General features: G+C 70.4%; 18 protein-coding genes. 8 read left to right on the top strand and 10 right to left on the bottom strand.

The window, feature by feature from the left end:
- Position 1: 1 nt before the first annotated feature.
- Positions 2-1,243 (bottom strand): ABC transporter substrate-binding protein, encoded by a 1,242-nt coding sequence (locus tag FB384_RS18260; RefSeq protein ID WP_183784686.1) that lies wholly within the window; start codon positions 1,241-1,243, stop codon positions 2-4.
- A gap of 240 nt (positions 1,244-1,483) precedes the next feature.
- Between FB384_RS18260 and FB384_RS18255 the strand changes: the two genes are divergently transcribed.
- The 4 genes from FB384_RS18255 to FB384_RS18240 are packed head-to-tail and all read left to right on the top strand — an operon-like array spanning position 1,484 to position 5,725.
- Positions 1,484-2,671, top strand: coding sequence for a CaiB/BaiF CoA transferase family protein (locus tag FB384_RS18255; protein ID WP_183784685.1), 1,188 nt, complete (start codon positions 1,484-1,486; stop codon positions 2,669-2,671).
- Positions 2,668-3,507 (top strand): HpcH/HpaI aldolase/citrate lyase family protein, encoded by an 840-nt coding sequence (locus FB384_RS18250; protein WP_183784683.1) that lies wholly within the window; start codon positions 2,668-2,670, stop codon positions 3,505-3,507. The genes FB384_RS18255 and FB384_RS18250 overlap by 4 nt, the downstream gene beginning before the upstream one ends.
- Positions 3,504-4,325 (top strand): cyclase family protein, encoded by an 822-nt coding sequence (locus tag FB384_RS18245; RefSeq protein ID WP_183784681.1) that lies wholly within the window; start codon positions 3,504-3,506, stop codon positions 4,323-4,325. The genes FB384_RS18250 and FB384_RS18245 overlap by 4 nt, the downstream gene beginning before the upstream one ends.
- Positions 4,322-5,725, top strand: a complete 1,404-nt coding sequence (locus tag FB384_RS18240; protein ID WP_183784679.1) for an MmgE/PrpD family protein — start codon at positions 4,322-4,324, stop codon at positions 5,723-5,725. Before FB384_RS18245 ends, FB384_RS18240 begins: the two co-directional genes overlap by 4 nt.
- A gap of 190 nt (positions 5,726-5,915) precedes the next feature.
- On the opposite strand, the gene FB384_RS18235 is transcribed toward FB384_RS18240, so the two are convergent.
- Positions 5,916-6,647, bottom strand: a complete 732-nt coding sequence (locus FB384_RS18235) for a ribonuclease domain-containing protein (protein ID WP_183784678.1) — start codon at positions 6,645-6,647, stop codon at positions 5,916-5,918.
- Positions 6,648-6,828: 181 nt separating this feature from the next.
- Positions 6,829-7,752 carry a LysR substrate-binding domain-containing protein gene (locus FB384_RS18230; RefSeq protein ID WP_183784676.1) on the bottom strand — a complete coding sequence of 308 codons (924 nt, stop codon included), beginning with the start codon at positions 7,750-7,752 and terminating at the stop codon, positions 6,829-6,831.
- A 95-nt stretch (positions 7,753-7,847) separates the two neighbouring features.
- Between FB384_RS18230 and FB384_RS18225 the strand changes: the two genes are divergently transcribed.
- The gene (locus FB384_RS18225) at positions 7,848-9,125 is read left to right on the top strand and encodes an aspartate aminotransferase family protein (protein WP_183784674.1); all 1,278 of its coding nucleotides are present in this window, start codon (positions 7,848-7,850) and stop codon (positions 9,123-9,125) included.
- 61 nt (positions 9,126-9,186) lie between these two features.
- Here FB384_RS18225 and FB384_RS18220 read toward each other — a convergent pair whose 3' ends face one another.
- Positions 9,187-10,008, bottom strand: a complete 822-nt coding sequence (locus FB384_RS18220; RefSeq protein ID WP_183784672.1) for an SDR family oxidoreductase — start codon at positions 10,006-10,008, stop codon at positions 9,187-9,189.
- Between the two features lie 80 nt (positions 10,009-10,088).
- Here FB384_RS18220 and FB384_RS18215 point away from each other — a divergent pair, with 80 nt between their 5' ends.
- Entirely contained in the window at positions 10,089-11,102 is a 1,014-nt protein-coding gene (locus FB384_RS18215) for an SDR family NAD(P)-dependent oxidoreductase (RefSeq protein WP_183784670.1), read from the top strand.
- 136 nt (positions 11,103-11,238) lie between these two features.
- Here the strand turns inward: FB384_RS18215 and FB384_RS18210 are convergent, their stop codons facing one another.
- The 5 genes from FB384_RS18210 to FB384_RS18190 form a co-directional block, all read right to left on the bottom strand.
- On the bottom strand, positions 11,239-11,787 hold the full coding sequence (locus FB384_RS18210) for a TetR/AcrR family transcriptional regulator (protein ID WP_183784668.1): 549 nt from the start codon (positions 11,785-11,787) through the stop codon (positions 11,239-11,241).
- Between the two features lie 48 nt (positions 11,788-11,835).
- Positions 11,836-13,395, bottom strand: a complete 1,560-nt coding sequence (locus FB384_RS18205; RefSeq protein ID WP_228726064.1) for a hypothetical protein — start codon at positions 13,393-13,395, stop codon at positions 11,836-11,838.
- Between the two features lie 46 nt (positions 13,396-13,441).
- The gene (locus tag FB384_RS18200) at positions 13,442-15,250 is read right to left on the bottom strand and encodes a flavin-containing monooxygenase (RefSeq protein WP_183784667.1); all 1,809 of its coding nucleotides are present in this window, start codon (positions 15,248-15,250) and stop codon (positions 13,442-13,444) included.
- Positions 15,251-15,390: 140 nt separating this feature from the next.
- Entirely contained in the window at positions 15,391-16,236 is an 846-nt protein-coding gene (locus FB384_RS18195) for an SDR family oxidoreductase (protein WP_183784665.1), read from the bottom strand.
- 176 nt (positions 16,237-16,412) lie between these two features.
- Positions 16,413-17,045, bottom strand: a complete 633-nt coding sequence (locus FB384_RS18190; RefSeq protein WP_183784663.1) for a GyrI-like domain-containing protein — start codon at positions 17,043-17,045, stop codon at positions 16,413-16,415.
- An 86-nt stretch (positions 17,046-17,131) separates the two neighbouring features.
- On the opposite strand from FB384_RS18190, the gene FB384_RS18185 reads away from it, so the two are divergent.
- Entirely contained in the window at positions 17,132-18,187 is a 1,056-nt protein-coding gene (locus FB384_RS18185) for a PQQ-dependent sugar dehydrogenase (protein WP_183784661.1), read from the top strand.
- A 91-nt stretch (positions 18,188-18,278) separates the two neighbouring features.
- Here FB384_RS18185 and FB384_RS18180 read toward each other — a convergent pair whose 3' ends face one another.
- A complete protein-coding gene (locus FB384_RS18180; RefSeq protein WP_183784659.1) occupies positions 18,279-19,520 on the bottom strand; it encodes an MFS transporter in 1,242 nt (413 codons plus the stop codon).
- Positions 19,521-19,760: 240 nt separating this feature from the next.
- Here FB384_RS18180 and FB384_RS18175 point away from each other — a divergent pair, with 240 nt between their 5' ends.
- Complete coding sequence (locus FB384_RS18175; protein WP_228726063.1) at positions 19,761-20,780, top strand: LacI family DNA-binding transcriptional regulator; 1,020 nt, start codon at positions 19,761-19,763, stop codon at positions 20,778-20,780.
- Positions 20,781-20,806: the final 26 nt, after the last annotated feature.

Below are 20,806 nucleotides of genomic sequence, written 5' to 3'. Positions count from 1 at the left end.
GTCACCAGGCCACCGAGTAGTCGGGGTCGGATTCGGCCTTCTCCGGGGGATACACCTGTTTCACCCGTCCGTTCTGAATCTGCATGAGCACCGCGGCCGAGTTCACGTTCTCCCCGTCGGGTCCGAACCGGACAGGGCCGTCGCCGACGGTGAGCGGGTCGATCTGCGCCCTGGCGATCCCGTTGCGCACAGCCGCCGGGTCGGTGCTGCCCGCCTCCTCGACACCCGCGGCGATGGCCTGCACCGCGTCGTAGGACAGGACCGCACCGGTGCGCATCGGTGCTCCGAAACGCTGTCGGTACTCCGCACGCAGCCGCCGGGTCTCGGGGTTCTGCGCGTCGAAGTGGTAGTTGGTGCTGAAGTACCGGTCGCCGAGTTCTCCGGCGTCGGACACGAATTTCGGCTGGTCGTAGGCGCCGTTCGAGACGCCCCACACCGCGTCGAGGTCGGGTTTGACGGCGTCGATGGCCTGCGCGATGAGCAGGCTGTCGCCGTAGTACCCAGCCACGACGAGGACGTCGGCATCCGAGGCCTTGACCTGCGTGATCTGGGAGGTGAAGTCCGAGGCCGTCGTCGCGTCGTAGCTGACCCGCGGGCCGACCTCCATGCCCAGCTTTCGGGCCGCGGCCTCGAACGTGTCGGCCGCTCCCGTGCCGAAGTCCGTCTGTTCGTGGAGCACGGCTACCCGTCCGGCCGGTTCACCGGCCTGCTCGGACACCTGTTTCAGGTGGTCGGCCGCGGACTCGGAGATCTTGGCACTGCCCGGCTGCACACGGAACGAGTGCCGATAGCCGTGCTGGAAGATCTCGTCGGAGGCGGTCACGTCCATGACGAACGGCACCTCGTTGCGCTCGGCCACGACGGCCACGTTGCTGCTGACCGAACTCTGATAAGTGCCGACCAGGCCGACCGCGCCGTCCGAGATCAGCCGCTGAGCCTCGCTCTGGCCGATCTCGGGTTTTCCCTGGGTGTCGGCGGTCGTCAGCTGAACCCTGCGGCCGCCGAGCGAGGCGATGCCGCCGGATTCGTTGATCTGCTCGACCGCGAGTTGTGCACCACGTCGCATCTGCAGTCCGTCGACCGCCATCGACCCACTGACCGGGTGCAGCGCCCCGATCCTGACCGGACCGTCACCACTCCCGGCGGCATCGACCGCGGCGCCGGACGGTGCGGAACCACCGCAGCCCGCGGCGGCGAGCAACGCGCCCACGCCGAGGACGGCGATCAGCCTGCGAACGATCATCTCTGATCCCTGTTCCCTGAAGTGTTCCACCGAAGGAAGTTGTTCCGCTCGAAGAAACATCATGTCGAAGTTGAGCTATCGTGACACCGGCCGCAGTGCTAGGTCAACAACCTTGCACAGCTTGACTCTCCGCGATCAGCAGTGCGAACTTGGTCAGCAGGGGAAAGCGTGGGTCGCGAAACACGGCGTTCATCGGTGTTCCCCTAACCGAAACGCACAACGAAAGGCAGGTGCCGCCCCATGACGGGCGCATTGTCGGGAATCCGCGTCCTGGACGTGGCAACGCTGTTCGCCGGCCCACTGGCCGCGACCACACTCGCCGATTACGGCGCCGAGGTCATCAAGATCGAGCACCCGAACGGCGATCCGGTCCGCAACCACGGTGCACAGCGCGACGGTGTCGGCCTGTGGTGGAAGCTGCTGGGACGCAACAAGAAGGCCGTCACGCTCTACCTCGGATCCCCTGAGGGCCAGGAGATCTTCCGCGAGATGGTCGCCGACGCGGACGTGGTGATCGAGAACTTCCGGCCCGGCACGCTCGAACGCTGGGGTCTCGGCTACGACGAGCTCCGCGCGATCAACCCAGGGATCGTCCTCACCCGGGTCACCGGGTTCGGCCAGGTCGGGCCCTACGCCAAGCGCCCCGGGTTCGGCACGCTCGCCGAGGCGATGAGCGGATTCGCCGCCATCACGGGCGACCCGGACGGCCCGCCGATGCTGCCGCCGTTCGGGCTCGCCGACGGCATCGCGGCATTGGCGACGTCCTTCGCGGTCACGACGGCCCTGCGTGCGAGGGAGCAGACCGGCCACGGGCAGGTCGTCGACATGGCCATCATCGAGCCGATCCTGACCCTGCTCGGGCCGCAGATCATCGCCTACGACCAGCTCGGTGTGCTGCAGGAACGCACCGGAAACCGCTCGAGCAACAACGCGCCCCGCAACACCTACCGCACCAGGGACGGCAGCTGGGTCGCGATCTCCACGAGCGCCCAGTCGATCGCCGAACGCGTCATGCGCCTCGTGGGCAGGCCGGAGTTCATCGACGAGCCCTGGTTCGCCAGCGGAGCCGAGCGCGCCCGGCACGCCGACGAACTCGACGAGGCGGTCGGATCGTGGATTGCCGCGCGCGACCGCGACGAGGTCATCAAGGCCTTCGAGGAGGCGGAGGCCGCGATCGCGCCGATCTACACGGCGGCCGACATCGTCGAAGACCCGCAGTTCCAGGCGCTCGGCACGATCGCAACGCTGCCCGACGACGAACTCGGCCCGGTTCGCATGCAGAACGTGCTGTTCCGGATGTCCGAGACGCCCGGTGCGATCAACTGGACCGGCCCGCCGGTCGGCGCGCACACCGAGGAGGTCCTCGGCGAGTACGGCGTGACGCCCCAGCGCCTGGCCCGGCTCCGCGAGCAGGGGATCGTCCGGTGACCGCACCGGTGCGGACGTGGCTCTACGTTCCCGCCGACCGCTCCGACCGGATCGCCAAGGCGCTGGCCTCCGACGCCGACGCCGTCATCCTCGACCTCGAGGACGCCGTCGCTCCGGAGGCCAAGGAGCAGGCACGGCGCAACGCCGTCGCGACCCTCGCCGACGGCAACCGCGCGTACGTACGCGTCAACGAGCCCGGCACGCCACACGGGACGGCCGATGTGGACGCACTCGCCACGGCTTCCGTGCCACCAGCTGGGGTCCGGATTCCCAAGTGCGAGGACCCGGAACGGCTGAGCGCCGTCGCCGAGAGACTGTCCGTTCCCGTGCACCCGGTCGTCGAATCGGCACTCGGCGTGGAACGGGCCTACGCACTCGCCACGGCGCATCCCCTCGTGTCCGGCATCTCCCTCGGGGAGGCCGACCTCGCGGCGGACCTGCGCGTCACCGACCGGAACGCGCTCACGTGGCCGCGGTCGCGGGTGGTCGTCGCGGCCCGCGCGGCGGGCCTGTCCAGTCCCGCGCAGAGCGTGTGGACCGCGGTCCGTGACCTCGACGGCCTGCGCGGTGACACCGAGGAGGGACGACGGGCGGGCTTCTTCGGCCGGTCGGTCATCCATCCGGCACAGATTCCCGTGGTGCACGAGGCCTGCCGCCCCGACCCCGACGAGGTGGCGTGGGCACGGTCGCTCGTGGACACGGTGCGCGATTCCGGCGAAGCGGCGTGGATCGACTCCGCGGGCCGCTTCGTCGACAAAGCAGTCGTCGAACGAGCGCTGTGGCTGCTCGCCATCGCCGACGAGGACCCGAACGTCAAGGAAGGCCAGACGTCATGACACGTTCCCAGGACCCGCTGCTCGCCGCCGTCTCCGGCGGGGTCCGGCTCTACGAGCTCGGGCAGCCCTTCTTCACGGGCATGCCCTGCTCGCCGAACCACCCAGGTTTCCGGATGACGCTCATCCGCAGGCACGGCGACATGGAACGCCCCGACGGCGGTTCGGCCGCCAACGAGATCATCGTCACCGGCGGCCACGTCGGCACCCACATCGACGCGCTCTCGCACGTGAGCCACTGCGGCGAGCTCCACGGCGGGGTCGACGCTGCGGAGGCTCAGCAGGGCGGCACGTTCAGCACGCACGGCGCGGAGAACCTGCCCGGGCTGCTGCGGCGTGCGGTGCTGCTCGACGTCGCGGCCGTCCACGGCGTCGATACGCTGCCGGCCGGGTACGGCGTCACGGCCGACGATCTCGCCGAGGCCGCCAAGCTGGCGGGTGCCGAACCGGGCCAGGGTGATGTCGCATTGGTGCGCACCGGCTGGGCACGCAACTTCGCGGATGCCGCGACGTACATGGGCAAGGAGACCGGTGTGCCGGGGCCGACCGTGGAAGCGGGACGGTGGCTCGCCGATCGGGGCGTCGTCGCGACGGGCGCCGACACCACCGCCTACGAGCAGATTCCCGCGGGCGCGGGACACGCCGTGCTGCCGGTGCACCGAGTCCTGCTCGTCGAATCGGGCATCTTCATCATGGAGCACCTCAACCTCGAGGAGGTCGCCGAGGCGGGCGTCCGCGAGTTCACCTTCCTGCTCGCTCCCCTGCGCATCACCGGCGGCACCGGTTCGCCGATCCGTCCGCTCGCGGCGGTGAGCGCATGACCACACTCGTCCAGCACCTCGCCGGATTCGCCACGACCACCCGCGACGACGGGCTCGCCCCCGAACTGCGGGACGACGTCGCGCGCCGGGTCCTCGACGTACTCGGCAACAGCCTCGCCGCGACGGCCGAACCGCCCGCGGAAGCGGTCGGTGCGCTCGTGCGCGAATGGGGCGGCGCAGGAAGATCCACCGCGATCGGCGCGCAGCCGGTACCGGAGCCGAGCGCCGCACTGCTGAACGGCACCCTCGCCCATTCGCTCGACTTCGACGACACGCATCTGCCGTCGGTGCTGCATCCGTCCGCCTCCGTGGTGCCCGCCGCGTTGGCGGTCGCCGAGTCGCATGGCGCCGGCGGCGCCCAGCTGCTCGACGCGATCGGCGTGGGTATCGAGGTGGCTGTCCGGCTCGGCATGGCGGGCTACGATTCCGACCTCGGCAACTCGGTGTTCTTCGAACACGGCCTGCACGCCACGGCGATCTGCGGCGCCGTCGGTGGCGCGGTGTCTGCCGCCATGCTGTCCGGTGTGGATACCGACGGCATCGCCCACGCCGTGGGCATCGCGGCGAGCATGGGGTCCGGGTTGCTCGAGGCGAACCGGACGGGCGGCACCGTCAAGCGGATCCACTGCGGCTGGGCCGCGCACGCCGCCGTCACCGCCGCGGGGCTGGCACGCACGGGCATCACAGGACCCCCGACCGTGCTCGAGGGCCGCTTCGGCATGCTGCAGGCGTTCTGCGGCGACCGGGTCGACCTCGACGCCGTCACGTCCGGGCTCGGCGAGCGATGGGAGCTGCCGGGCATCTTCTTCAAGCCCTACCCGTGCAACCACTTCACCCACGCGGGCATCGACGCGGCGCTCCGGCTACGGGCCCGCGGGGTCGACCCCGCCGCGATCGAGAGCATCGAACTCGGCGCGCCCACGGCGGTGTTGCGGACCATCGGCGAGCCTCCCGAGGAGAAGGCCGTCCCCACGTCGGGATACCACGCGGCGTTCTCCGGCCCGTACACCGTGGCCGCGGCGCTGCTCGGCGGCGGCGGGCTCGGCGTGTTCCACGAGGACTTCACCGATACCGCGGCCGCCGATCCGGACCGGCTGGCCCTCGCCGCCAAGGTGACGTGTGTTCCCGACGCGGAATGCGACGGGATCTTCCCGCACCAGTTCCCCGCGGTGCTCCGAGTCCGGCTCTCCGACGGGAGCGAGCTCACCGAGCGGGTGAACGCCAACCGGGGCGGCCACGGCAACCCGCTGTCGGCCGACGAGCTGGCGACGAAGTTCCGCCTCAATGCCGGCCGGGCGGTCACCGAGGAGCGCGCCGAACGCATCACCGAGCTCACCTACGGACTCGCCGGGCTGCCCGGCGTCACCACGTTGACCCGGGAACTCGCCGCAGACGCCTGACGTCGATCCGCTCGCCCGTTCCCGGAACGCCCGGGAACGGGCGAGCACCTCGAAGCCGTGTTGCGCTATCCGGGGCCCATGTTGCGGATTCCGGGAGCCGTGTCGCGCCCTCCGGGGCCCGTGTTGCGGATCCCGGGCACCGCGACGCGGACCCGGTCGACCATGTCCCGTCGCCCGCGGGAACCTCGGGTCAGGAGTTCACATCCACGGCCTGGAACGTCGTGTAGTGGTCGGGCGTGTAGACGATCTCACCGTCCTCGCCGGAGATCACGCGGTCCTCGGAACCCACGTCGAACAGCTGGTAGTAGCCGGCGTCGCAGTCCGGCAGCACGCCCTCACGGTTCTCGTAGGTGGGGCCGGTGGCACCGCCGCGGACGTCGGCGACGACGGCCTGCGCCTCCTGCGACAGCGACGACAGCGCGACCGTGTCCAATCCGGACGTGTCACCGCACGCCGGTTCCTGCGGCGGAGGCGTGCCGCCGTCGCCGGTGTCGATGAGGATGAAGCTCGCATAGTGGTCGTCGGTGTAGAAGTACTCGCCACCGCTTCCCGCCACGATGCGCCGCGCTCCGCGATCATCGCTGCCGGGGGTCTCCACGGTGTACTCGCGGTAGTAGCCCTCGTCGCAGTCGGGCAGCAGACCCTCACGGTTCTGGAAGACCGTGTCGTCCTCCGGGTACGGGTACGGCCCGTCGCTCTGGATCAGTTCGTAGGTGTCGGTCGCCTCCGCCGGCAGGTCCCCGAGCGGAGTCGTCTCGAATCCGGAGGTGTCACCGCATTCCGCCTGCGCCGCGACCGGGGCCGCGAGCTCGGCACCGGCGGTCGGAGCCGCCGATCCGAGGCCGCCCACGAGAGCCACGAGCAGACCGAGAAGCATCGTCACGAGTCGTGATCGGTGAAAGCGCGATCGGTGAGTGCTCATGAGCGGACGGTAGCCCTCCGGCGTGACACCCGCCTAGCCGAGAAATGAACGATTAACCGAATCATCGCAGACAACGTCAGCTCTTGACCGGCATTCAGGGACATCCGGACACAGGACGGACGTATGGGGTGTACATCCGCAGTTCGGACGCTCACGGTGGTCACATCAGCCGACCGGCCGATCAGCCCGAGTCGGCGCCCGCGGCCGTCAGCGCCGGGATCTCCGGGTGGTCGAGCAGGGCGTCGACGACGGCGTCCACGGCCGCCCGCGGGGCGCTGCCACTGCGCACGACGATCGTGACGTTGCGGTGCACCGGCGTGGTCAGCTCGCACGTCGCGACCGCACGGTCGGCGGGGACGGCCAGGGCCGGCAGCAATGTCACCGCCCTGCCCGCCTCCACCTCGCCCAGCTGCAGCAGGTAGTTGCTGAAGCGGCTCGCGGTCCGTGGTTCGAAGCCGGACTGCCGGCACAGTCTGCGGGTCAGCTCGGCCATGTACGAGCCCGTGCGGTCGCCGGTCCACGTCTCGTCGGCGCACGCGGCGAGGTCCACGGCACGTCGGCGCGCCAGTGGATGCGCCCTGGGCAGCACGAGTACGACCGGATCGGTGCCCAGCGGCACGATCTCCAGGTCACGGCCCCATGGGAACTCGACGTAGTCGGTGGTCGTGATGATCACGTCGAGGTCGCCGGTCCGCAGCGCGGGGCCGCTCTCGTGCGGTTCGGACTCCACGAGTTCGACCTGCAACTGCGGGTGCGAGTCGGCCAACCGCGTCACGGCAGGCACGGCGAGCGGCTGGATCGCGCTCTGGAACGCCCCGACCCGGACCGTGCCGATCGGCTCGTCACCGAGCATGCGCAACTCGGCCTCGGCCTCGGCCATGCGGTCGAGGATCTCCCTGCCCCGCCGTGCCAGCAGGCTGCCCTGCCGGGTGAGCCGCACACGCCTGCCGGTCCGTTCCAGCAGCGTCGCCTTGGTCTCCGATTCGAGCACCGTGAGCTGCTGCGACACCGTCGAGGCACTCAGGTGCAGCGTCTCGGCCACCGCACGCACGGTGCCGAGACTTTCCAGCAGGGACAACAGCCGCAGTCGCCACGGGTTGAGCATGTCCCCAGTCTGCGCCGGATCGTTCGGGAAAACCGAACAGCGGCGTCGACATCGTGTGATGGACGCGATGCAACGAGCGTTCGTAGCGTCGGAGTATGACCGACACCGCGCACCTCATCCGCTATCAGGGCCGAGGCGGGTTCAACCCCTCCGTGATCGACCGTGCCGCAGGCACCTCGGTGTTCACCGAGGACGGCCGAGAACTGCTGGACTTCACGTCCGGCCAGATGAGCGCCATTCTCGGCCACTCCCATCCCGAGATCGTCGCCACTATCGGCGACCAGGCGGGCCGGCTCGACCATCTCTACAGCGGCATGCTCAGCCGGCCCGTGCTCGAGCTGTGCCGCAGGCTCGCCGACTCCCTGCCCGCACCGCTCGAGAAGACCATGCTCCTCAGCACCGGTGGCGAGGCGAACGAGGCGGCACTGCGCATGGCCAAGCTGGTCACCGGCGGACACGAGGTCGTCTCGTTCGCGCGGTCGTGGCACGGCATGACGCAGGCGGCCGCCGGCGCCACCTACAGCGCGGGCCGCGGCGGTTACGGTCCCGCGGCGCCGGGCAACTTCGCCCTTCCGGTGCCGGACCGGTTCCGGCCCGACATCGTCGACGCCGACGGCGAACTCGACTGGCGCCGCCAGCTGGAGCTGGCGTTCAACCTCATCGACGCGCAGTCAACCGGCAGTCTCGCCGCATGCCTCGTCGAGCCGATTCTCAGCTCCGGCGGCATCATCGACCTGCCGCCCGGCTACCTCGGTGCGCTGCGGGACAAGTGCCACGAACGCGGCATGCTGCTGATCCTCGACGAGGCCCAGACCGGCCTGTGCCGCACCGGCGACTGGTACGCCTTCGAACGGGACGGCGTCGTGCCGGACATCATCACGCTCTCCAAGACACTCGGCGCAGGACTGCCGCTGTCGGCGGTCGTGACGAGCGCCGAGATCGAGCAGCAGGCCCACGACCTCGGATTCCTGTTCCTGACCACCCACGTCAACGATCCGCTGCCCGCGGCTGTCGGCAACACCGTGCTCGACGTGCTCACGCGCGACCGGCTGGATGTGCGCGCCGCGGAGCTCGGCGTGCGGTTGCGTGACGGCCTCGGTGAGCTCGCGACGCGGCACCCGGCCATCGGGGACGTACGCGGCCGGGGGCTGCTCGTCGGACTCGAACTGGTCACCCCCGGCGGCACGGCCGACAGCGACCGGCTCGGCGCCGCCGTGACCCAGCGGGCGGGCGAACTCGGCCTGCACATGAACATCGTGCAGCTGCCGGGCATGGGCGGCACGTTCCGCATCGCCCCGGCGCTGACGGCCACCGAGGCCGAGATCGATCGTGGGGTGGAGATCCTCGACAAGGCACTCGGCGACGTCGCCTGAGGGCAGCGGCCCGGGTCGCGCCACCGCAGGCGCCACCCGGGCCGCGCGAGAGCCGGAGCCGTCAGCCCGTGCGCGTGTGCTGCACGGCGGTCACCCCGCCGTCGACGAGCAGGTCCGTGCCGGAGATGAAGCCGGCCGAAGAACCCGTGAGGAACGCGGCGACCTCAGCGACGTCGGCTGCGGTGCCGACACGTCCGGCATTGGACACGGCGACCGCATCGCGCATCCTCGCGCCGTGCTCGCTGTCCAATTCGGACTTGCCCATGGGCGTGGCGATGATGCCGGGGCTGATCGAGTTGATGCGCGCACCGCGCCGGCCCCAGGCCTCGCTGGCCGCCTGCACCTGCATCAAGTTGACGCATTTGGCGAACGCGTACGCGACCCCCGGGCCTGCGAAACTGCCCTCCTCCAGCAGCGGGGACGCGGCGAGCTCGGCGGCAGGCATCGTGGCCAGTGCGCGCAGGTCCGCGGCCGGGACACCCGGGTTGGAATGGCCTGCCATACTGGCGATCACCACCCCCGACCCGCCCGGCGCGATCACCGCACCGAACCCATCGAGCGCGTACGCCACGCCGAGCAGGTCGACGTCGAGAATCGCCCGGACCGGCGCCTGCACGGGGGACAGTCCCGCAGTGTGCACCACGGTCCGGACGTCGCCGAGCGCCGCGGCCCGCTCCGCCAGGGCGCCGACCGATGCCTGCGAGGACACGTCGACCTCCGCGGACATCGCGTCGTAACCCTCGTCGAGCAGCCGGTTCGTCGCCGATTCCACTGCGGACGCGTCGACGTCGGCCAGCAGGACCCGCCTGCCCGGCCCGAGCCGCCGTGCCACCGCAATCCCCATGCCGCCGACGCCGGTCACCACGAGCACGTCCTCAGGCACTGTGCCCACCTCCGTTCCGTATGTAAACTAAGTTTACACTCACTCGAGCGACCGTCCCGCGAACGCGCCCGGAGGCAGCCATGAGCACGACACCCCGCGTCCTGACCGCAGCCAGCACGGTCGGCACCTGGCTCGAACACCCCGAAGGCGGCGCCGCGATCCGCGAGCTGCTCGAACAGGCGGGCGTGGGCGCCGACGCGCTGGCACCCGTGGCGAACCTCCCGCTTCAGGAACTCGTCACCCTCAGCCAGGGAAGGCTGTCGCAGGACGTCGTCGACGCACTCGTGCGGCGGGTCGGCGGCGGACCCGCCGACGCGGACGAGTCCGTGTGGCGGGAACGCATCACTCCCGGCCGCTTCGACGGCCGCACCGTCGTGGTCACCGGCGCGGCGTCCGGCATCGGCCGCGCCACGGCGCACCGCATTGCCGCTGAAGGCGGCAGTGTCGTGGCGGCCGACATCACCGAACCGGGGCTCGAGACACTGGCGTCCGAATCGGACACCGGCCGCATCACCACCGTCACGGGCGACATCACCCGCGACGACGACATCGACCGCATCGTCACCGCGGCGGGCGGCCGCATCGACGGACTCGCCAACGTCGCGGGGATCGTAGACGACTTCTCCCCCGCCCACGAGACGTCCGACGAGATGTGGCGCCGCGTGTTCGCGATCAACGTCGACGGCGTGTTCCGACTCACCCGCGCCGTGCTGCCCGCCATGCTCGAACGCCGTGCGGGATCCATCGTGAACGTCGCGTCGGAGGCCGCGCTGCGCGGCAACGCCGCCGGTGTCGCCTACACCGCGGCCAAGCACGCGGTCGTCGGTATCACGAAGAACACGGCGTTCATGTACGGCCCGCACGGTATCCGCGTCAACGCGGTCGCCCCTGGCGGAGTCGCCACCGGCATCGCCCACGGCGGCGCGCCGGATTCGGCCTGGGGCAACGAGCGCACTCGTGACTTCCTCCGCATGATCCCGCCGATCGCGACGGCGCAGCACCTCGCGGCGTCGATCACCTTCCTGCTCAGCGACGACGGCGTGAACGTCTCCGGCGCGATCCTGCCCTCCGACGGCGGCTGGTCGGTGCAGTGACGTCGTACGGCGTGTCAGGGCAGCGGCGTTTCAGGGCTGCCGGGTTCCACGACTGCGGGTTTCAGGGCTGCGGGTTTCAGGACTGCGGGTTTCAGGGCTGCGGGTTTCAAGGCAGCGGGTTTCAAGGCAGCGGGTTTCAGGGCTGCGGGGCGACGAGCTGCTGCACGATCGCGCCGTAGCGCGCGACGAGTTCGTCCCGGTCAGCGGCCAGGTCTTCGTCCCCCACCACCCACAGCGAGTACAGCAGCCCACCCACCGCGGCGGCCGCCATCCGGGCGCGCAGATCCGCGTCCGCACCGGACAGCCGGGCGCGCAGCGGCGCGACGAGCGCCTGTTCGTGAACCTCCCGCAGCCGTTCGGCGATCCGGCTCTCTCCGCTGCCGCGTACGAGTGCGAGGTACACGCCGCGAATGTCGTCCGTGGACAGCACGACCTCGACGAAGCGCCTGCCGAAGGATTCGATCGGCACGTCCAGTAACGGCTCGTCGTCGATGGTCAGCCGCATCGTCTCGAGGAACAGTTCCTCCTTGCTACCGAAGTAGCGGATGACGAGCGCCGCGTTCACTCCTGCGGCGCCTGCGATGTCCCGCACCGGTGTCCGCGCATATCCGCGGTCGAGAAACAGCCGCTCCGCGGCCGCCCGGATCGCCTCCCTGGTGGCCACTCCCGATCCCCGCTCCGACATGAGCGCCAGCCTAGGTGTTGCCGGCTGGGACGGCGCGATGCGCCGCGCTCACTCCCCGGTCGCGCAAGCTGTGAGGCACAGCACGGTGCCCTCTCCACCGGCCGCGACGTACAGGGTTCCGTCCGGCCCGGCGTCGATACCGGCGAACGGCACGGCCACTCCCGGGAGACCGTGGTTGAACAGGGCAGGCTGGGTGCGCCCACGTCCCGCCGGGAATGCGAGCGGCAGCTCGTCGGCCACCACCACCGGCTCACCGACGTCAGGGTCGACTGCGACCACCCGCCGCCGACCCGCCTCGACGACGAACACCACGCCGTCGGCGACGGTGACGCCGTGCGGTGCGTCCAGGCCGTCCACCACGATCTCGACACCAGTTTCCGTGATCAGGCCGACGGTTCCCGCATGCTCGTCGGTGACGTAGCAGCTGCCGTGAGTGCCGATCGCGACATCCACCGGTTCGGCGAGGCCGTCCGCGAGCACGACGACGTCGCTCACCCCACCGGCCGTCGTCACCGCGTCGGCGGGATCGACCTTCACGACCCGGCCCGCTCCGGTTTCCGCCACGACGAGTCCGCCGTCGGGCAGCTCGGCGATCCCCGTCGGACGCGCGAGCCCCTCGGCGTGCGTGATCACGCTGCGCGCTTCCGGATCGTAGGTTCGCACCGTCCCGAACTGGGAGGTCAGATGCAGGCCGCCGCCCTCGGTGGCTGCGGCGACACCATGGGTGAGCAGCAGCAGTTCCCGGGTGTCGGCCCTGCCGCCCTCGAGGCCGGCGAGCTGGTAGTTGTCCGCCGCGAAGACGGTTCCCGAGAAATGTACGGCCACGCCGTACGGACCTGCCAGGCCCGGCGTGACGATCTCGCGTGCGCGTCCGTCGGGTGCGAGCTCGGCGATACCGCCCGCCGCAAAGCGGGAGACGAACATCCGGTTCTCGGCATCGAAGGCGGCGTTGTCCATTCCGGACAGATCACCGGGCGTGACACGGCGCCGACCGCCGGCGGACGATTCGAACCTGGTCACGATGCCTTCCACGCCGCGCGACAGCACCGTGAGCGTGCCCGCACGGTCGAAGCGCACCGCGACCGGCGCGTCGACGCCCGTCGCGACGACCTCCGGGCCGCCGCCGTCGGGCGAAACCCGATGCACCTCGCCGGTCAGCATGTGCGGGTAATACAGCATCCCGTCCGGCCCGAGCTGCATGGCGTTGCCCAGCATCAGATCCTCGGCGAGAACCGTTTGCCCGCCATCTGCCGCCAACTCCAGCAACCGGCCTCCGGCGCACATCTCGTTGACGAACAGCCGGTCGCCGACGCACGCGATCCCGTTCGGCACCGCGACGTCGTCGGAGACGAGGGTGACGGTGCCCGCGTGATCACGCCGCCACACGCGCCCGGGCGTGAGGTCCGTGATGTACATCGATCCGTCCGCGCCGAACGCGAGGTCGTCGGGTGCCTGCACCGGGCCGCGTTCGTCGACGACATGCTCGACGTCGCCCGAATCCAGGTCGAGGGCGCTGATCCGGCCGGCGACGAACTGCGCAACGTACAGCCGGCCGTCCGGCCCGAACGCGACGCCGTTCGAACCACGCAGTGGTCCCGGGCGGTTCATCCGCGTGACGTTCCGCATGTGGCGTGCCGACGGACGGGGCGCGCCGTCAGCCACCGCGGAGCACCTCCTCGATGCCGTCTCCGGAGCGCCACTCACGCAGCAGTCGTTGGAACGGACCCGGGCCGGGGCCATAGGTCTGCCGCGGACCGCGGGGACGACCCTCGTTGTTGTAGTACCCCGGCGTGCACTCGGCGTCGAACCATTCGCGGTCCGGAGACGTGCGGCCAATCGTCTCGGCCCACGAGGTCTCGGCCTCGACCGTCGGCTCGATCGACTTGACACCGCGGCGGCGAGCCTCCGCGATCGTTTCCGCGACGTGGATCGCCTGTTCGTCCAGCACATGGGTGAAGTTCACCGACGGTGCGTTCTGCAACGAGCCGAGGTGGAACAGGTTCGGAAATCCGTTGCTGGTGAACCCGTGCAGGGTGCGTGGCCCGGCGACCGCCCATGACTGCAGCAGGTTCGTGCCGTCCCGGCCGTACACGGGCAGCCGCCCGGTCATGACGTCCGACATGCCGACCTCGAATCCGGTCGCGAAGATGACGCAGTCGACCGGGTACTCGGCACCGCCGACGACGATCGCCCGCTCGGTCATCCGTTCCACACCGCCGTTATCCGCCGTGTCGACGAGCGTGACGTTCGGCCGATTGAACGCCTGCAGGTACTCGTCACTGAAGGTCGGCCGTTTGCAGGCGTAGCGGTACCACGGTTTCAGCAGCTCCGCCGTCGCGGGATCGTCGACGACCCGGTCGACCCGCGCCCGGATCTCCGCCATCTTCTCCAGGTCGAGGAACTCTTCGATCTGCTCCCATTCGTCGGGGTCGACATCGTCGTGGGCGTCCGTGCTGATGATCTTGCCGAGGACTTGGCCACTCGCGGTCCACGCGTCGGCCACGAGATCCTCGTCGGTGGCGTGCCCCGTGACGACCGCCTGGAAGTTCTCTCGCCGCCGCGTGTGCCAGCCGGGTTCGAGGGAGGCCGCCCACTCGGGATCCGTCGGCCGATTGTCACGGACGTCCACAGTGGATGGCGTGCGCTGGAAGACGTAGAGGTGCTCGGCGTCTCGAGCGACGGCCGGCACGACCTGGATGCCGGTGGCGCCGGTGCCGATGACGGCGACGCGCTTGTCGGCAAGACCGGCCAGACCGCCGCCGGGGTCGCCTCCGGTGTAGCCGTAGTCCCACCGGCTCGTGTGGAACGTGTGCCCGGCGAAGTCCTCAATACCGGGAATACGCGGCAGTTTGGCGTGATCGAGGGTGCCGTTCGACACGACGACGTACGTCGCGCGCACCTCGTCGTCACGGTCGGTACGGACGATCCATTCGCCGTCGTCCCACCGGAGCTCGCGGACTCCGGTCTGGAACAGCGCATCGGTGTAGAGATCGAACGTGCGGCCGATCGCCATCGCGTGCTGGCGGATCTCCTCACCCGGCGCATACTTCCACCGCGGCATGTACCCGACCTCTTCGAGCAGCGGAAGGTACACATACGACTCGATGTCGCAGTGGATGCCCGGGTAGCGATTCCAGTACCAGGTGCCGCCGAAGTCGCCGGCCTTCTCGACGATGCGAATGCGTTCGAGCCCGGCCTGCCGCAGCCGCGCACCGGCGAGCAGGCCGCCGAACCCGCCACCGACGACGACGGCGTCGACCCGGTCGGTCAGCGGCTCCCGCGTGAACCCGGATTCGACGTACGGATCCGCGGCGTAGTAGCCCCATTCGCCCTCCGCACGCCGGTAACGGGTTGACGTGTCGGTGCGGACACGGCGTTCGCGCTCCGCGCGGTACCGCTCGCGCACTCCGTCGAGGTCCGCGCCGAGCCGTGCACTCAGCTCGGACAACCGGGGAATCGACATACCGCCCCTTCTCGTGCCGGCCCACCACACGGAGGCGGCAGGCCGTGACACATTTTCAGTCAAGTGCCTTACCTGGACGATAGACTACCGGGACGGCTCATCGCCGTGACATATGGGGCACCTGGCCGCGCCCGGCCAGGTCAGGGTCGGCGGAACGACCGCATCCGCCGCAGGTACCGGAGCAGACCACGCAGCGGCACCGGTCTCGGCCACGCCTCGGGTCGGAAGTAGGCGTCGGTTCCGCCGTCCACGAACACGACGCTGCCCACCATGAAGTCGGCGGCATCGGACAGCAGGAACACGATCCAGTCCGCCAGCTGTGCCGGATCGCCGAAACCACCCGCCGGGACCGGGAACGAGGCCACCGCCCTGGCCGACGACGGATCGGCGAGCTGATGTTCCAGCAGCGGGGTCAGGATCGCCCCCGGCGCCAACGCGTTGAGCCGGATTCCGGAGCCCGCCCACTCCGGCGTCACGGCTTCGCGCCGGACCCAATGACTCACCGCGAGCTTCGATCCGCCGTAGCTCATCACCGCACGGGCCGGGCCGTGGCATCGCAGGGCCCGCACGGCCTTGGCGCCGTCGCCCGCGAGCAACGCCCGCACCACGCGCCGCGGCACCAACGGAGTCGTGGTGGTCGAATTGCTGGACAGGACCACCACTCGGCCGCCTCCTCCAGCGGCCAGCGCGGGCCGCCACGACCGCAGCAACTCGGTCACGCCGAAGTAGTTGACCTCGACGATCTCGCGTTCCCGGCCCCGCACCGGGCCGAGCCCGGCGGCCAGCACGGCACCGTCGAGCCGCCCGGCGCAGGCCTCGAGAACCGCCTCCGCAGCGTTCCGCCGACCGGCCGGTGCGGCCAGATCGACCACCACGTCCGCGTCGCGCAGATCCACGCCGAGGACGGTGTGCCCGGCGGCACGCAGGTTGTCGACCGCCGCCCGGCCCATTCCGGAAGCGGCTCCGGTGACCGCGTACACACCCATGCCACTCACCTTTCCGCGCGTGCGGCGGAACATAGCAACGACCCACCGCTGCGCCGCAGTACCGTTTCAATCAGTGGTGGACTGCGTCGACCGGTGGTGGTGTGCCGCTCGGTGGTGGTGTGCCGCTCGGTGGTGGTGTGCCGCTCGGTGGCGACGTCGGCCGGTCCCCGAGCGATTCACGCATCCTCCGGCAACACCGGTTGCCGGAGGATGGTCCGCCGCTTCTCCGACGGTGTCCTGCGCGGATCGCTGAAGTAGATCTCGTGATGGGTCCCGGTCATCCGCAACCCGCGTGCGGGGATGACGTCGTGGTGCATCGTGGCGAGCACGGGCGCCTCGTCGTCAAACGAGCCGACGTGCAACGTCTGGACACAGGTTCCTTCGGAGAGCACGTCACACCGGACGTCGTCGATGCGCGCGGGGCGCTTCTTCGTCGCGACGGCGGAGATGGCGGCCTCGACCATGCCGCCGTCGACCCACTCCGGCACCATGATCAGCATCGTCCACGACCACTGTGTCTTGTCCCGCCCCGTGGTGAACGCGGCCATGTCGTCGGCCCACCACAGTCCTTCCAGCGGCGGCACGACGTAGTCCCTGCCGAGGTCGCGTTTGCTGGCGAACTTCAGCGTGTAGGCCACCGGGTACAGCGCGCCGAGGGCGTCGGCGAACGCGGCCGACGTGTTCGGGTCGCCGTGCCCGTCGACCATCAGGAACCGCTGGTCCGGCACGTCGACGACGTCGAACCTGCCTTTCCGGGCGCGGTAGCCGTCGATCGTCTTCGTGACGTCGACTTTCTCGGTGGCGGCCATGGTCCGATCGTCCCGCATCCGGGTGCGGGTGTCGTGGGAACGGTCGTCCCGGGAACCGTTGGCCGGGAGGTCGTACGGTGGTCGATATGACCCCGATGCGCGTTCTGCCCGTCGTCGGCACCGCTGCGCTCGTGCTGCTCACCGGTTGTTCGTCCGCCCCCTCCGACGGCTCGGCGGAACGTGCCGACGCCCGAGGCAGCGCCGAGACCGTGGTCACGGGACTCGACGCACCGTGGTCGATCGCGTTCGCCGGGGACACGCCGCTGGTCAGTACGCGCGACGACGGCGAGATCCTCGAGATCATCGACGACGGCACGCGGGTGGCCGGGACGATCGACGACGTGGAACCCGGCGGCGAGACCGGATTGATGGGACTGGCCACCGACGACCGGGATCGCCTGTACGTCCACTCGACCGGGCCGGACGGCAATCGCGTCGAGCGCTACGCCGTCGAGGGTGAGCCGGGGGCACTGTCGCTCGGTGACGCCGAGACGATCGTCGACGGCCTGCCGTCCGCGACGATCCACTCCGGGGGCCGGATCGCGTTCGGGCCCGACGGCATGCTGTACGTCACGGTGGGCGATGCCGGGGACTCCGACGACGCGCAGGACCGCAGCAACCCCGCCGGGTCGATTCTGCGGTTGACACCGGACGGCGACGTGCCCGACGACAATCCGTTCGACGGCTCGCCGGTGTTCAGCTACGGACACCGCAACCCGCAGGGACTCGCCTGGGCCGCCGACGGCACCATGTTCGCGTCCGAGTTCGGCGCGGACACGTGGGACGAACTCAACGTCATCGAGCCGGGCCGCAACTACGGCTGGCCCGTCGTCGAAGGGATCGGCGGCGACGAGCGGTTCACCGACCCGGTCCAGCAGTGGCGGCCGGACGAGGCCAGCCCGAGTGGCATCGAGATCCACGACGGGACGATCCACATCGCCAACCTGCGCGGCGAAGTGTTGCGCACGGTGCCGGTCGCCGACCCGTCGTCGTCGTCCGAGTTGCTGGCGGGCGAGTACGGCCGGCTGCGCGACGTCACCACGACACCCGACGGTGACCTGTGGATCCTGACCAACAACACCGACGGCCGAGGGTCACCCACCGACGGCGACGACCGGATCCTCCGCCTGACCGGCCGGTGACCGGCAGCGGGTCGGCGCTACCCGGCAGGCTTCGCCGCCCCGCGAACCGAGCGCGTCCGGCCCCGACGTCGCCACAGTCGCTCGGACCGGATCAACCGACCCGTTCGACGGCTGCGGCGCCGATCCCTTCTTGGCCTGCGGAGTCCGCATCGCCGGAACCCGGGTCGGCGGCGACCGGCCGGGAATCGGACGGGTCGCGGTCCAGCATCCCGGCCACAACCGCGATTCCGAGGCCGACGACGGCCAGCACCGCGCCGATGATCGCGGGCGAGGCGTACCCCAGTCCGGCACTGATCCCGACGCCACCGAGCCACGCTCCACCGGCATTGGCCAGGTTGAACGCCGAATGGTTGGACGCCGCCGCCAGGGTCGGAGCCCTCCCCGCCTTCTGCATGATCAGCACCTGCAGCGGTGCGGTGACCCCGAATCCGACGGCGCCGAGCACGACGGTCATGACCACCGCCGACCACGGCGCGTCGATCGCGAACCAGAACACCAGCAGCGCGACGGCGAGTGCCATCAGTGAGCCGTAGATCGTCGGCCGCAGCGCGCGGTCCGCCAGCGGACCCACGATCAGCGACCCCGCGGTCATACCGGCACCGAACAGGGCCAGCACCACCGGCACCGCGCCGTCCGACAATCCGGCCAATTCGGTCAGCATCGGGGAGATGTAGCTGTAGACGGCGAAGACCCCGGCGAACCCGAACACCGCGGTCGTCAGCCCGAGCACGACCTGCTTCCTGCCGAGCGCGACCACCTCCGTCCGCAGGCCGACGCCCTCCGGCTTCGGCAGCGCAGGCACGAACGCGGCTACACCGGCCGCGGCGAGCAGCCCGAGCACGCCGACGACGAGGAACGCAGCGCGCCAGCCGAAGACCTGGCCGAGGAACGTGCCAGCCGGGACGCCGACGATGTTGGCCACCGTCAGCCCCATCAAGACGCGGGCGACGGCCGTGGCCTGCCGCGCCGGCCCGACGAGCTGGGCGGCGACGAGGCTCGCCGCGCCGAGGTAGGCACCGTGCGGCAGCCCGGCGATCACCCGCGACGCGAACACGCCGCCGTAGCCCGGTACGAACACGGTCGCGACGTTGCCCAGGACGAACAGCGCCAGGAACGCCAGCAGCGCCTGCTTGCGGCCCAGCCTGGTCGCCACCGCCGTCAGCAGTGGCGCGCCGACCACCACGCCGAGCGCGTAGGCCGAGATGAGGTTGCCCGCGGTGGCCACGGACACGTCGAGACCGCCCGCCACCTGCGGCAACAGGCCCATGATGACGAACTCGGTGGTACCGATGGCGAACGCTCCGAGCGCGAGAGCGCACAACGCCACAGCCATGAGGGCATACCTTTCCTGCACATCGGACGAGGGAAACGGCGACGGACGGGCCGGGCCCGCGGCGATGGAGGCCGGTTTGGCACGTGCCAAATCCACGGTCTCAGGACCTCTCGGGATCGTTCAAGTCGCAGGGCTGTGATCTGCCTCGCCGGCCGACGTCGGCCACGGCGCCGTGCGGGTCGCCGGTACGATCCCGGACACACCTCGCGCCGGTCCGGAGGCAGCGATCAGGAGGCAGTGATGCCGCGGTCGGAGGACTGCGAACCCACCCGACGTCCCACGATGGCCGACGTCGCGGCACGCGCCGGGGTGTCCCGCCAGACGGTGTCGCTCGTACTCGGCGACAAGCCGGGCCCGAACCCGCACACCCGTGAGCACGTCCTGCGCGCAGCCGAGGACCTCGGCTTCCACGCCGACACGGCGGCCCAGCTGCTGCGGCGGGCGCGCAGCCGTCAGCTCGGCGTGCTGTTCACCATGGAGCATTCCCTCGACCCGCTGGTGATCGAGGGGCTGTACGCCGCGGCCGCCGGTCTCGACTACAGCATCGTGCTCAGTGCGATCCTGCCCACCCGTGGCGTACGGCAGGCCGTGGACGAACTGCTCGGCCTCCGCTGCGAAGCGATCATCCTCATCGGACTGTCCATCGAGTCGCCTTCCCACCTGACCAAGATCGCGCGGCAGGTTCCGGTCGTCGAGATCGGCCAGCACACCGGCGGAGCGGGCATCGACAGTGTGCGTACCGCCGATGAGGAGGGTACCCGAATCGCCGTCGATCACCTCATCGAACTCGGCCACCGCAGGATCGTCCACGTCGACGGCGGCCACCTGCCCGGCGCCGCCGACCGGCGGAGTGCCTACCGCGGGCGGATGGCCGAGCACGGGCTTTCCGAGTACGTCGAGATCCTGCCGGGTGACTACACCGAGGAGTCCGGCGTCCGCGCCGCCGTGAAGCTGCTGTCCCGTTCGGACCGGCCGACCGCGGTGTTCGCCGCCAACGACAGCTGCGCGGAAGGACTACTGCACACGTTCGGCCGCGCGGGCCTGCGCGTGCCCCGCGACCTGTCGATCGTGGGCTACGACGACACCCGCGCGGCCGGCATGTCCTACGTGGACCTGACCACCGTCAGGCAGGACGCCACCGCGATGGCCGAGTTCGCCGTGCAAGCCTGCGCGGAACGCCTCGACGAACAGCGCACCGCCGCGAAGGACGTCGTCCTCACCCCGACGCTCACCGTCCGCGGCAGCACCGCCACACCCTGAACCACTGCGACGTCAACCCACCGGCA

The sequence above is a fragment of the Prauserella sediminis genome (genome assembly GCF_014195435.1).
In the GTDB taxonomy this organism is placed as follows: Bacteria; Actinomycetota; Actinomycetes; order Mycobacteriales; family Pseudonocardiaceae; genus Prauserella; species Prauserella salsuginis.
The sequence above is the reverse complement of the archived record's forward strand: the minus strand, read 5'-3'. Positions and strand labels throughout refer to the sequence as shown.

What these genes read in the sequence shown, in the direction of transcription:
- FB384_RS18260 (WP_183784686.1), bottom strand. Translation starts at nt 1,243, where the DNA reads ATGATCGTTCGCAGGCTGATCGCCGTCCTCGGCGTGGGCGCGTTGCTC.
- FB384_RS18255 (WP_183784685.1), top strand. Translation starts at nt 1,484, where the DNA reads ATGACGGGCGCATTGTCGGGAATCCGCGTCCTGGACGTGGCAACGCTG.
- FB384_RS18245 (WP_183784681.1), top strand. Translation starts at nt 3,504, where the DNA reads ATGACACGTTCCCAGGACCCGCTGCTCGCCGCCGTCTCCGGCGGGGTC.
- FB384_RS18240 (WP_183784679.1), top strand. Translation starts at nt 4,322, where the DNA reads ATGACCACACTCGTCCAGCACCTCGCCGGATTCGCCACGACCACCCGC.
- FB384_RS18235 (WP_183784678.1), bottom strand. Translation starts at nt 6,647, where the DNA reads ATGAGCACTCACCGATCGCGCTTTCACCGATCACGACTCGTGACGATG.
- FB384_RS18230 (WP_183784676.1), bottom strand. Translation starts at nt 7,752, where the DNA reads ATGCTCAACCCGTGGCGACTGCGGCTGTTGTCCCTGCTGGAAAGTCTC.
- FB384_RS18225 (WP_183784674.1), top strand. Translation starts at nt 7,848, where the DNA reads ATGACCGACACCGCGCACCTCATCCGCTATCAGGGCCGAGGCGGGTTC.
- FB384_RS18215 (WP_183784670.1), top strand. Translation starts at nt 10,089, where the DNA reads ATGAGCACGACACCCCGCGTCCTGACCGCAGCCAGCACGGTCGGCACC.
- FB384_RS18210 (WP_183784668.1), bottom strand. Translation starts at nt 11,787, where the DNA reads ATGTCGGAGCGGGGATCGGGAGTGGCCACCAGGGAGGCGATCCGGGCG.
- FB384_RS18205 (WP_228726064.1), bottom strand. Translation starts at nt 13,395, where the DNA reads ATGAACCGCCCGGGACCACTGCGTGGTTCGAACGGCGTCGCGTTCGGG.
- FB384_RS18200 (WP_183784667.1), bottom strand. Translation starts at nt 15,250, where the DNA reads ATGTCGATTCCCCGGTTGTCCGAGCTGAGTGCACGGCTCGGCGCGGAC.
- FB384_RS18195 (WP_183784665.1), bottom strand. Translation starts at nt 16,236, where the DNA reads ATGGGTGTGTACGCGGTCACCGGAGCCGCTTCCGGAATGGGCCGGGCG.
- FB384_RS18190 (WP_183784663.1), bottom strand. Translation starts at nt 17,045, where the DNA reads ATGGCCGCCACCGAGAAAGTCGACGTCACGAAGACGATCGACGGCTAC.
- FB384_RS18185 (WP_183784661.1), top strand. Translation starts at nt 17,132, where the DNA reads ATGACCCCGATGCGCGTTCTGCCCGTCGTCGGCACCGCTGCGCTCGTG.
- FB384_RS18180 (WP_183784659.1), bottom strand. Translation starts at nt 19,520, where the DNA reads ATGGCTGTGGCGTTGTGCGCTCTCGCGCTCGGAGCGTTCGCCATCGGT.
- FB384_RS18175 (WP_228726063.1), top strand. Translation starts at nt 19,761, where the DNA reads ATGCCGCGGTCGGAGGACTGCGAACCCACCCGACGTCCCACGATGGCC.